Origin of the sequence: Dickeya ananatis (assembly GCF_019464615.1) — a bacterium.
GTDB lineage: Bacteria > Pseudomonadota > Gammaproteobacteria > Enterobacterales > Enterobacteriaceae > Dickeya > Dickeya oryzae.
This window is the reverse complement of the sequence record NZ_CP040816.1, coordinates 3,681,843-3,693,992: the sequence shown is the minus strand read 5'-3', so window position 1 is coordinate 3,693,992 and position 12,150 is coordinate 3,681,843. Positions and strand designations below refer to the sequence as shown.

Sequence of the window (12,150 nt, the reverse complement as noted above, 5' to 3'; positions counted from 1 at the left end):
ACCACATTTCAGTGATTTAACGGCTGGATCTTGAAAAAATGACCTCGCGAGGGCCATGTCGCGGCGCTATTTTAAGGCGCAGGGGCCGCCCTTCTGACTACGCTATCTGACAGGTGAATCAGTCAGGGGGAAGATGACATGACACAACTTCATGGTGAGGAGTTTTTTGTTTCACCCGCGGCGACAGTCGCCGTAGAACCCCGGATGCCGCAGCATGCCTTTCCCGAGCACTATCACGACTTTTGGGAGATAGTGCTGGTCGAGCAAGGTGCAGGTGTGCACGTGTTCAACGATCAACCCTTCGCGCTCTGTAGCGGGGCGGTGTTTTTCGTGCGCGACAACGATCGCCATCTGTTTGAGCAGGTGGAGGAACTGCACCTGACCAATGTGTTGTATCGCTCGCCGCGTGGGTTCCGTTTTCTGTCGGATATCGCGCCGTTTCTGCCGTATGGCGCGAATGGTGAGTGGCTGGGACAATGGCAACTGAATGCCGGGACGCAGCAGCAGGTCAAGCAGTTGATTCTGCAGCTGGCGGCGCTGGCGCGCCATGAACGACCGGAAGATATTGCGACCAGCGAAAGCCTGTTCCTGCAAATTCTGGTGCTGCTGCGGCAAAAGAGCTTTCAGACGCAGGGGGACGGCAGCGAGCGGCTGGGGATTCAGGCGTTGCTGGGCTGGTTGCAGCATAACTTCTGCGAAGAGGTGGACTGGGACACGCTGGCGGACCGTTTTTCGCTGTCGTTGCGTACGCTACACCGACAGGTAAAACAGCGCACCGGCATGACGCCGCAGCGTTACCTGAACCGGTTGCGTCTGCTGGAAGCGCGGCGTCGGTTGCAGCACAGTGATGACTCGATTACCACCATCGCCCATGATTGTGGTTTCAGTGACAGTAATCACTTCTCCACCCAGTTCCGCAAAGCCTTTTCGCTGGCCCCGAAAGCGTTGCGCCATCAGGCGCTGTGTGAGGACTAAGAGCCCTAATGGGATAGGCTCTAACGTGACAGGGGCGACAGGCTGTGCCATCCCGTGGGTTAAAGCTACGAACGGAAGATTACTTTCTTACCGATAAAAATACGGTCACGGTGGCGGAGCGCAGCCCGCAGCCCGCGTTTCCGTTGCATCACCACGACTTTGACGAGCTGGTGATTGTCTGGCGCGGCAATGGCCTGCATCTGTGGAATGACGTGCCTTATCGCATCACCTGCGGCGATCTGTTTTATGTCTCCGCCCGTGATCGTCACAGTTATGAATCGGTGCACGATCTGGAGCTGGACAATATTCTCTATATCCGCGAGCGCCTGACGCTGCCTGCCGACTGGCAAAATTTGTTGCCCGGCGGTGAGGTCTCGCAGCAGCAACGTTACTGGCGGCTGGCGACCCAGAGCATGGATATCCTGCGCGACAAAGTGGAAAACCTGGCGCAGGAGTGCATGAAATCAGACCCGCTGTCGTTACAGCTTAGCGAAGTACTGCTGTTGCAGATTGCACTACTGGCGATGCGGTATCGTTACGCACCGGAAAGCACCCAACTGGCGGATGCCCAGCAACTGGATTTGTTGATGAATGCGCTGCGCGCCAGCATTGCCCGACCATTTCGGCTGGAGGATTTCTGCCAGTTGCACGGCATCAGCATGCGTAGCCTGCGTAGTCGCTTCAAACAACAGACCGGTATGAGCGTGGCGCAATACCTGCGCCAGTTGCGGCTCTGTCGGGCGATGGAATTGCTGCGCCACAACCGGCAAACCATCAGCGAGGTGGCGGCTGAATGCGGTTTTGACGACAGCAATTATTTTTCCGTGGTATTTCATCAGGCATTCGGCGTCACCCCCAGCGGTTACCGGCAGCGCTTTCAGTCTGGCGCTAAAGTGTGAGCCAGTGGCGGCTCATTATTTCGAGTAAGGTTGCCGTGCTGAGCGTGAGGTGCGGTAATAGCGCCAGAGTTTTATGATGAGTGAATAGGCAATAATGGTAGTAATGATCTCAAGCACCAGCATTGCTGAAATGTAGAGATCTTCAGGATCGCGAACCCCAAAAGCGTCAGACAGCGTAAAGAGCAGTGTCACTTGATCTTTGGTCATAGGCAATGGGTAAGTATGGACATAGCGTACCGATAATAGAAATAAAGCAAGAAATAGAATGGTCTTTAGCGCTTTATGGATAAACCCGGTCATTAGTGATTATCGTTTTATTTTTCTGGTTAACGTTTCATAGATTGGCAGTATTTCCATGCTCGCATACTTAAGCCGTATAGCACCACGGTGATCATCATATTAATCATTAACACCGCCAGCAGGTAGAACCACTCAGGATCGCTAAATCCCAGGTAGTTAGCAACGGTGACAAGCCGGTCGGTCATGCTGCGGGTAAATGTTATCGGATAGGGATGAATATAGTGTAGCGATATCACGTAAAGGATAAGAAAAAACAGTATTTTGACCAGCTGTACCATCAGCGAAAACCTTTATTATCCATTTTGGTGTTATGGCCTGCGAGTAGAGGATAGTATTACATTTATCGTCGGTATTTATCTTAGCTGTGTTTACTATGGCGCTCAGTGACTCGCGCCATCACAAATAACATATTCCTGTTAATTGAAACTGTTATTTTATGATGGCGCGCTGAAATAACGTCAGGCGTGAATCGCGTTATGTTGTTGGTTAATTTCCACCGGGGCGACGGTAGACAGTAATTGCCGGGTATAAGGGTGCTGTGGTTGATTGAATATCTGTTCCACGGTGCCGTGTTCCACCACGTCGCCATCTTTCATCACCGCAATCCGATGGCTCATGTGCTGTACCACGCCAAGATCGTGGGAGATAAACACCATCGACAGGTGTAAACGGTGCTGCAACGCCACCAGCAGGTCCAGCACCTGTGCTTGCGTGGTGACATCCAGCGCGGATACCGGCTCGTCGCAAATCAGCACCTCTGGCTCTGCCGCCAGCGCTTGTGCGATGGAGATCCGCTGGCGTTGCCCGCCGGATAACGATTGTGGCCGTCTGGCAAGCAATGTGGGTGATAAACCCACCAATTCCAGCAGGGCGAGAATGCGCTGCTGGCGGGCTTGTGGGCTGAGATCGTGCCGAAGTCGCAACGGTTGCAGCAGGATCTGCTCAATCGTGAACTGCGGGTCGAACGAACTGAGCGGATCCTGGGTGATGGTTTGAATGCGGGCGCGCAGCGGGCGGCGCTCTCGCTCCGCCAGCCTGCTCCAGGGATGTCCGGACAGGCGAACTTCACCGCTGTCCGGTGATTGTAACGCCAGTATCACCTTCCCGAGCGTGGTCTTGCCGGAGCCGGATTCGCCCACGATGCCCAGCGTTTCCCCCCGTTCTACCGCCAGCGAAATGTTATTCACTGCGGTCATCCGGCTACCATCCGGGCGCTTAAAGGAAACGGAGATACCGTCGACCTGCAACGCCAGCCCGTGCTTTTTATGTGAGGTGTCGACAGAAGAGAGCAGGGATGAGGCCTGCGCACTGAGCGGGTTTTCCCCTGCCAGCCAGTGACCACGGGTTGCGGCAGTGGGAATAGCGGCCAGCAGACGACGAGTATACGGGTGCTGCGGAGCGGATAGCACCTGCTGCGCCGGGCCGTGTTCCACCAGCGCGCCGGTTTGCATCACCATCATCCGGTCGGCGACCTGAGCGACAACCGCCAGATCATGGGTTATCAGCAGTACACCGTGCCCGGCCTGCGCCAGCGCGGTAAACAGTTTGAGGATCTGTTGCTGAACAGTGGCATCCAGCGCGGTGGTCGGTTCGTCGGCGATCAGCAGTGTCGGCCCGGCGGCCAGCGCGGAGGCGATCAATGCCCGCTGGCGCAGACCGCCAGACAGTTCATGCGGGTACTGTGCCGCCCGGTTGGCCGGGTCGGGAATACCGACCTGCGCCAGCAGATCAGCAACGCGAACGGCCACATCGCTGCGTGCTGCCAGCTTATGGGTCAGTAACGGTTCCGCCACTTCCTGCCCGATGCGCCGTAATGGGTCGAGCGATACCAGAGCATCTTGCAACACAAAGCCTATCTCCCGGCCGCGTACCTGTTGCCATTGCCGGGCGCTCAGGTGTTGCAGGTCGCACCGGCTGCCGTCGTGGCGCACCAGTTCGATGGCATTCGCCTCAATCTGTGCCCGTTCACCTGCCAGCCCGACCAGTGTGCGGGCGGTGACCGATTTACCGGAGCCGGATTCGCCCACCAGCGCCAGAATTTCCCCCGGATTAACCTGAAACGACAGGTTACGCACCGATTCCACCGGCCCATGCGGGCTGGGGAACGTAACGTTTAACCCTTCGACGCGTAATAACGGCTGCGAAGCAGACTGACTCATGCCGCCCCCTTAGCCAGAATGGCCTGTAAACGTCGGCCCAGCAGGGTGATGACGATGACCGACAGCGCCACTACGCTTGCCGGAAACAGGCTGACCCAGGGCGCGATATCCAAAAAGTTGCGGCCATCGGCCAGCAGTGCGCCCCATTCAGCGGTCGGTGGCACCACGCCAAGGCCGAGGAAACTGAGCGCGGAGGCGGACAACACCGCATTACCGACGCCGATGGTGGCAAGAATCAACAGCGGCCGCAGGGTGTTGGGAATGATATGACGCACCACGATGTAGAGTGGGTGTTCGCCCAGCGCGATGGCGTGCTCCACGTAGCCGGAGAGTTTCACCTGCAACACCTGCGAGCGTACCAGTCGGGCATAGCCGGCGACGCCTGAAAGCCCGACCGCCAGGAGTGTGTTTTCCGGGCCTCGGCCCAGCACGGCAATGACCAGCAACGCCAGTAACATTTCCGGGAACGCCAGCATGATGTCCAGCAGTCGCACCAGTACACGGCGTACCGGCAACGGTGCCAGCGCCGACAGCGTACCCAGCAGCACACCGCCGACACAGGCAATGAGCATTGCGCCGACGCCGATGCTCAGTGATAGCGACGTACCGTAGATCACACGGGTAAACACATCGCGACCGAGCGGGTCGGTGCCGAACCAGTGGCCTGCGCTGGGAGGTTGGAGCACTGCGCCCATGTCCATTTCATCCGGCAGACGGTGCGTGAACAGCGACGGGAAAAATACCGCCAGCAGCAACAGCAACACGGCCAGGGCTGGCAGCACGGTTGCCGGTGCCAGCCAGGGGCGGCGATCAGTGATATCTCTTAAACGGCGTATCCGCATCCGTAGTCCGTTATCAGTGACAGGCTGGGGGGAGAACGGTTTATAGGTTAACGGTTCACTGCTCATGAGCGTTCGCCTTTTTTCTTAAACGGGGGTCGATCAGTAGATAAAGCGCATCCACCAGCAGGTTGATGACCACAAACAGCAGTGCGGATAGCATTACCAGTCCCAGCACCAGCGGCATATCGCGGCTTTCGATCGCATGCAGGGTAATCTGGCCGATACCGGCGCGGCCAAACACGGTTTCGGTCAGCACCGAACCGCTCAGCACCCCCGCCAGCAGCGTTCCGGTCAGTGTAGACGCGGCCAGTGCGCCGTGGCGCAGACCGTGGCGAAGGCGCAACCAGGTTTCGCTGACGCCTCGGGTGCGCACCGTCAGTGCAAACGGCTGTGACAACGCCTCTTCCAGACCATCACGCAGTACCTGGCTTAGCAGCGCCGCCAGCGGCAGACTCAGGGTAACGACCGGCAGCACCAGCGATATCAGCCCGTCGTTGCCCATCACCGGGAACCATTGCAAGCGGAAGCTGAATACGCTGAGCAGCACGATACCGACCCAGTAGACCGGCGTGCTGAGTAGCGTCAGTTCCAGCCAGGACATCAGCGCCCGTAGCCGGGCATGACGACCGGCGGTCAGCAAGGCATTCACGACAGAGAGCAGCAAAGCCAGCACCAGGGCGCTTATCGCCAGTTGAACCGTTTCCCGCATGGCGTCGCCAATCAAGGCGATGACCGGTTGCCGGTACTGATAGCTGACGCCGAAGTCGCCTTGCAGCGCCTGTCCGCAATAACGCAGGTATTGCATCCACAGCGGCTGATCGAGCCCAAACTGCTTGATCAGCGCTGCACGGTAGGCACCATCCACCACGTTATCGCCGCCGCTCAGGATGGCGACCGGATCACCGGGGATCAGTTTGACGGCGATAAACGTCAGCGTGGCGGCACCCCAGAGCACCGCCACAATGGTGAAGAGTCGCTGGAGAGCCGTGACGGCCAGGTTACGGTTTAATCCAGACATCATAGAAGTTCGGTTTGGCGTTGGTGGCCCAGCTAATGCCCTGTACTTTCTTCGACAGACCTAATTGGTAGGCCGGGATGAACAGCGGTACCGCGTAAGCCTGATCAAGCAATTCATGCTGGATAGCGCTGTAAAGCTGCTGACGTTCGGCATCGCTGGCACCGATGGCTTTTCTCAGCTTGTCATCCAGTGCGTGGATGCGGCTGAAGTTATTACCGTTAGGCGGAATATAGTTGGAGTCGAACACGGTGCGCAGGATATCCGGCTCAGCGCGTACAAAGTAGTTGGAGGCGATATCGTAGTCGTTATCGTTGGTACGGCTGATGAAGCCCCCACCGTCGACCGGGTTGAGCTGGACGTCGATACCTGCCTGTTTCACCTGATACTGCACTGCCTGGAACAGGGTGATTTCCGCCGCTTCCGACGAGCCGGTGCTGTAGACGAACTGTACCGTCAGGCGTTTACCGTCTTTGGTGCGGTAACCGTCGCTATCTTTGGTTTTCCAGCCCGCGTCGTCCAGCAACTGGTTGGCTTTTTTCAGGTCAAAACCCCCCAGCGCGGCGGCGGATGGGTCGTAATACAGGGTAGACGGGCCCAGTACGCTGTCGGCCGCTTTTAACGTACCGAAGAACGCCACTTTTGTCGCCGAGGCGGCATCCACTGCGTGCAGGAAGGCGCGGCGTACGTTGATGTCCTGGAACGGGCCTTTAGACGTATTCAGGTAAAGTACACGGTTAACGCCTGGGTTCTCGCGGGTGATCAATTCCAGACGGGGGTCTTTTTTCAAGGCGGTGGCGTTGGCCGGTGGTACGGCGTCAATCGCCTGTACCTGACCGCTGCTCAGAGCGCCGAGACGCACCGACGATTCCGGCAGGTACTTGAATTCGATTCTATCCAGATAAGCCGGACCCGAGTGCGCGGCATAACCAGGCCCCCAGTGGTAATCCGGGCGTTTTTTCAGACGGCTGCCGCTACCTTTGACGAACGATTCCAGAATAAACGGACCGGAACCCACGATGGTGTTGCTGGTATTCGGGGTGTTTTTCAGGTACGTCGGCGACTGAATGCCCAAATACGGTAGGCTCAGACCCTGCAACAGTGCGGAGAACGGGCTCTTGTAACTGATAACCACGGTATAGTCGTCCGGCGTAGTAATGCTATCGATCGGCCCCAACAGCGATTTGGCGTAGCTGGAGGTGGTTTTCGGATCGAGAATACGGTCCAGATTGTATTTCACGGCGGCGGCGTCCAGTTTGGTGCCGTCACTGAACGTCACGTCTTTGCGCAGGTGAAAGGTATAACGGGTGTTGTTGTCGCTGATTTCCCAGCGTTCAGCCAGCCAGGGGGTAAAACGGTTGTCTTCCGCCTGACCGACCAGCGAATCCACCACGTTGCGTGACACCAGCGCGGCTACGGAGTAGGCGGTAATCGAGGGGTCGATAACTGGGGTGTCGCTGCCAAGCCCGATATTGAGCGTACCGCCTTGTACCGGGGCCGTCGCGTCTGCCGCTGTTGCGAAAGGCGATGTACTTACCGCCAGAGAGAGCAATCCTGCACTGAGCAAGGATATCCGTGATATTTTGCCTGTCTGAAATCGTATTGCCATTCCCTGAGTCCTCAACAATCTGCATCGTCTGCATGGAAAAAATCTGGTAATAGCCCGGTACTCTAGGAGATCGTCATATAAGTGTAAAAGTATAAAAAATTATTTTTAATGTTCAAAAAGGCATAAAAAGAACAGCAGGACATGAGGAAAGATACCAGGTTGAATGTCGGCATGCAGGCGGTTGTATAAAGGGTTACATAAAGGGTTATATAAAAGAGGAGGACAGAGCGTGTTGCCAGTAATACGAAAACGCAAACAGTAAAAGAAAAGTAAGAGGAAATTTTTGCTATAACGTGCGGTTTTTCTCCTGGCTGATTATGTTGTTAACTCTCTGCCGGGTATTTACTGGGGGGGGATGGATCCTTTTTTTCACGATAAAAATCTGTAAATATGAATTAGTCAGTGATTATTTTCCGTACCGCGATTTATTTTTATTTATTTTTTATATTTCCATTGCTTTTTGTCTATGGAAATATATTGCTTACAGGTTGTTAGTATTATCGTTTTCAACCTAATAGCTATCAAAAATTTAATTTCAAAAATTGATTATTACAGTTTTTTCTTTAGTGATGTGTTTTTTCGATTCTATCCGTATTAATTGTACCCTCTAAGACAGGAGGCGGAGTGGAATACTCTATTCTTCGTGGTGTGTTTTCTGGTCTGCCCGATTTAAATGATCCCCGTTTTTCAGTGTTTAATGATTTTTATTTGAATAATAAGGTGACGGTGCTGGCATCGTTACCTTGGGTGGTATCAGAAATTATCGAGAATGATGGTTTTGATAAAATGATTGAATTCATTATCAATCATGGCGGAGGACGCATTTATGTCAGCCGGGACTATCCTCTTTTTCTGCAAAGAGTCGGCATGCATCTGTCAAAAAAGACACATGACAAGATGCTATTCCACTCCATGCCCGATAATGTTCTGGATATTCCCTCTTCCTGGGGGATCTATTTAAAATTGCGGAATGTCGCTGTCAGGTTGTTGTTAAGTCAGGGGGTGAGCCAGGAACAGATTGCACGGGACTTCGGTATAACCAGTCGTGCATTACGCAAGATAGTGGCCGTGAAAGAGTAAGCACCACGGCCACGCTGCTATTACTATTAATGAGTAATGTTATTACTATCATGCTATTTCATGTGCATTGATGCGTTTCGTTTTTCTGTAATTATATTATTCTTTGTTTTTCTATTTATCTCGCTACCATTTTATCTGTCTTGTATGGGAGCTCGTTGATAACGGTGATGAATAATTCCAGGAGAAAAATAATGACACCACGCAGCGATGAAATAACGGGCCAGAATAATGCTCAGCAGCACCGCGGCAAAAAAGAGATAAATATGCTCTCCGGCAGACAACAGTGTGAAAGTGAGGATCACATTTGCCATCAACCACCCCAGTAGGAGGTGATCCTGCGATCGTTTCCAGCGTGCTGAATGATTATTGGGTGTGGCATGGGTGAGTCCTTTTGTTCCCCAACTGATATCACTGAACTGGGCGAGGGAATAGGTCGTCAGATATAGCGGGAAAAATAACAGGCTGGGTAGGTAATAAAGCGCTATTCGCCACCCTGTATTCGGGCTGTCAGGTGAGGCGATAGCAACCAGTAAGAGCGGCAGTATAAATAACAGGATTATTGTCAGCGGATAAATCAACAAGCTGCTGAGGGTGAGTAAGAGAGTGGCGATCCCCATCAGCGTCATGGCGATTTGATGAAATAGGAGCCCTGTCGCGGTGTTGATGCTGCATGAGCGGCTAAGGACTATCACGCCACACCACAGTAGCAAGACGCCGCCCGCCCAAAGGTGTGGCGTCATGCCCGGTGAGTCGCTAGCTAACAGTGATGGCATGCTGAGTGCAGCCGAGAGACTCAGCAGCGAGGGGGAAAACAGTAAAGTGAATAACGACATGCAATGCCACAGCATCGCTAGTGTTATCTGACATTTGCGGCGGTACGAGAGCGCAGCCTCCCGCCAGAGCGTAGGCAGTTCCAGCACAGCGGAAAAGCGCGCAGCCAGGGTGCTGTTGATCCAGCGACGGCGCTGGCGCATCAATTCTTTCAGTGTGGTGCAGGCATCGGTTTCCAGTCTGGCTGGGGGCAGGTACGTTGTGGTAGCCGGGGTCTCTTTAATCAGTTCAAACCCCAATACCCGGTCTTCCGCCAGAAACTGGTTATGCTCCAGTAATCCTCCCGGATGCAAACCACGTAAGTAGCGTGTCAGGGGGGATGACCCCTGTGGACCCGGAGCTATCAGGGCGGCATAGCGTATCAGGCTACACTGACCGGGAAGCACATCCATATAGCCAAGGCATTGGCTCACCGGCCAGTCGGTGAGTTTTTCCCAAATAAAATCAGCATATTGCCAGTTGGTTATCAGGCCGGCGTCAGTCGGTATGGCGGTGATGGTGTGTGTTGCCAGTGCCGCACAGTCATGGTGTTGTTCCAGATAAGGGTACAGGTGGTACAGGCAGTCGTTGTCAGGAATCGAACCGCTATCGATTTGCAACACATAACGCGGGGTGATCACACGACAAAGATGGCGGAAAAACCAGTTGTGCGAATCCAGCTTGCCCCGATTGTCGCGTTTCTCAGCCAGCAGCAGTGGTGAGTAGCGGCAGTCTCCTTCCGGTCCGGGCGATACGGGCATTAAACCAAACGGTGGCGGATCAGCCAGCGCACTGCGCTGGACGCGCAGGCGATTGTGAGTGGTGTGGCTCGTATTGGTGGTATCCGACAGTGTAAAACCGGACGATGCCAGCCAGCGTCGTGTGTCAGGGTGGAGCGCCTCGTCACCGTCGGTGATGAGGCAAATCATCAGGGAAGGGGGCGCGTGATCATCGCTGTAAGGTGAGGTATGACGGCGCAATACGGTATGACTGCGTGATAGGGCTGCCAGCGTATCATTGAGCGCTGTCGGCGGCTCGTTATACAGGGTGACGCATACCAACAGGTCACAGGTGCCGGGCAGCGAGGCGTCGTATATAAAATCACCTTCTGATACGCGCTCGTGAATCACGCTGTCGGGTTCAGCGTGCGTGAGTACACGATTTTTGATGTGCGGCAGGGGCATGGCGTTATTCATGATTGTCATCCTTGTTCTCATCATGAGGTTAGGTGCGAAAGCGCAAAGGCAGAGGCGAAAAACCTTCTTGTTGCAATGGGTTATGTGGTAAGCGCCAGAACTGCGTCACGATGCTGGAATAAAGCTGGCGAAAGTCGGTGGTAAAGGTCGGGTTACCGACATCATCGAGCCTGTCCAGGTCGGTACGTGAGCCATAGAGGCCGCCGCTCAGCGCCCCGCCCAACAGGAATGCCACCCCGCTGGTGCCATGATCCGTGCCACCAGACGCATTCTCCTGTGGTCGGCGACCAAATTCTGATTGCACCAGAATCATGCTGTCCTGCCAGACGCCGATGTCTATCAGGCCCTGACGTAACCCTGTCAGTAGTCTGGCGACCTGTTGCAAAAGTGGGCGATGTTGCTCACGCATCAGTGAATGCAGGTCAAACCCGGATGTGCCTAATTTCAGCACCGGGGTATCCACGCCGCAGGCTATCAGCCACAGCAGTTGTGCGCCCTGAATGTAGACCGGCGACATATAGCCTGATGGCTCGGGGGTGAATAATCGCGCAAATGGATTGGGGCGATTGAGCTTTTGCCGAATGCGCTGATGGATAGTGTGGGTGTTTTCTATCAGTGAACGCAGATAATGTGAGGCGTTGTTATCTGTCGGCATCGCCGCCCGTAATGCCATATCGTCGGTAGACCGCAGTGCGTCGGCATCCTGAAGCTCAAGGGCGAAGACCCCTTCCTGATGTATAAAATCAGGCGAGCCGGAGAAAACAATGCCATCAGTATCGTAGCGTCTGGCGAGGTCTTGATTGGCGGCCAGCGTACGGCCTACCCAGCCTGAGCGTGAACTGAGGTTGGTATTGGCGGTATTCCAGATGGCGGTGGCATCGAAATGCGACAGCGTCGGATGGGGATAGCCGATATCCGAAAAGATTGCCAGTTCCCCACGCTGATAAATCTTCTCCAGCTCGACAAGCCCAGGGTTAAAGGCGAACTCATCATTGAGCGGCAGCCATTCGTTGGCCGGAACTGCCAGCGTAGGGCGATAGTGACGATAAAGCGGGTCACGATAAGGGATCAACGTATTGAGGGCGTCGTTGCCACCAAACAGCTCAATGATAATCAGCCTGCGCTGGCCGGTTTGCTGGCGTAACGCCTGAAGGTTTTCCGCTAACAACGGGGCAGGCAGCAGCGAGACCAGTGGCAACGAGCCGAATAATTTCAGCAGGTTCCTGCGGGTGTAATCAGGTGCGGTTGTCATAGGTCACTCCGTA

Annotated in this window: 11 protein-coding genes; 3 read left to right on the top strand and 8 right to left on the bottom strand. The window is 54.7% G+C overall.

The window, feature by feature from the left end; genetic code table 11:
* The first annotated feature begins 138 nt into the window (after positions 1-138).
* Positions 139-975 (top strand): HTH-type transcriptional activator RhaS, encoded by an 837-nt coding sequence (gene rhaS, locus FGI04_RS16390; RefSeq protein ID WP_012883212.1) that lies wholly within the window; start codon positions 139-141, stop codon positions 973-975.
* A 44-nt stretch (positions 976-1,019) separates the two neighbouring features.
* Positions 1,020-1,874: an HTH-type transcriptional activator RhaR gene (rhaR, locus tag FGI04_RS16385; RefSeq protein ID WP_038906953.1), complete on the top strand. Its 855-nt coding sequence runs from the start codon at positions 1,020-1,022 to the stop codon at positions 1,872-1,874.
* Positions 1,875-1,889: 15 nt separating this feature from the next.
* Here rhaR and FGI04_RS16380 read toward each other — a convergent pair whose 3' ends face one another.
* From FGI04_RS16380 to FGI04_RS16355, 6 genes are all read right to left on the bottom strand, one after another.
* Entirely contained in the window at positions 1,890-2,174 is a 285-nt protein-coding gene (locus tag FGI04_RS16380; protein WP_342698871.1) for a hypothetical protein, read from the bottom strand.
* A gap of 26 nt (positions 2,175-2,200) precedes the next feature.
* Positions 2,201-2,452, bottom strand: a complete 252-nt coding sequence (locus FGI04_RS16375; RefSeq protein WP_168364844.1) for a hypothetical protein — start codon at positions 2,450-2,452, stop codon at positions 2,201-2,203.
* A 180-nt stretch (positions 2,453-2,632) separates the two neighbouring features.
* A complete protein-coding gene (locus FGI04_RS16370; RefSeq protein ID WP_407336993.1) occupies positions 2,633-4,333 on the bottom strand; it encodes a dipeptide ABC transporter ATP-binding protein in 1,701 nt (566 codons plus the stop codon).
* Complete coding sequence (locus FGI04_RS16365) at positions 4,330-5,241, bottom strand: ABC transporter permease (RefSeq protein ID WP_342698869.1); 912 nt, start codon at positions 5,239-5,241, stop codon at positions 4,330-4,332. The genes FGI04_RS16370 and FGI04_RS16365 overlap by 4 nt, the downstream gene beginning before the upstream one ends.
* A complete protein-coding gene (locus tag FGI04_RS16360; protein ID WP_038913014.1) occupies positions 5,231-6,196 on the bottom strand; it encodes an ABC transporter permease in 966 nt (321 codons plus the stop codon). Before FGI04_RS16360 ends, FGI04_RS16365 begins: the two co-directional genes overlap by 11 nt.
* Positions 6,174-7,799 (bottom strand): ABC transporter substrate-binding protein, encoded by a 1,626-nt coding sequence (locus tag FGI04_RS16355; RefSeq protein WP_342698868.1) that lies wholly within the window; start codon positions 7,797-7,799, stop codon positions 6,174-6,176. Before FGI04_RS16355 ends, FGI04_RS16360 begins: the two co-directional genes overlap by 23 nt.
* A gap of 624 nt (positions 7,800-8,423) precedes the next feature.
* Here FGI04_RS16355 and FGI04_RS16350 point away from each other — a divergent pair.
* Positions 8,424-8,879, top strand: coding sequence for a hypothetical protein (locus FGI04_RS16350; RefSeq protein ID WP_012883220.1), 456 nt, complete (start codon positions 8,424-8,426; stop codon positions 8,877-8,879).
* A gap of 131 nt (positions 8,880-9,010) precedes the next feature.
* Here the strand turns inward: FGI04_RS16350 and FGI04_RS16345 are convergent, their stop codons facing one another.
* Complete coding sequence (locus tag FGI04_RS16345; protein WP_407336992.1) at positions 9,011-10,885, bottom strand: glycosyltransferase family protein; 1,875 nt, start codon at positions 10,883-10,885, stop codon at positions 9,011-9,013.
* A 28-nt stretch (positions 10,886-10,913) separates the two neighbouring features.
* The gene (locus FGI04_RS16340; RefSeq protein WP_407322185.1) at positions 10,914-12,137 is read right to left on the bottom strand and encodes a DUF1501 domain-containing protein; all 1,224 of its coding nucleotides are present in this window, start codon (positions 12,135-12,137) and stop codon (positions 10,914-10,916) included.
* Positions 12,138-12,150 lie beyond the last annotated feature (13 nt).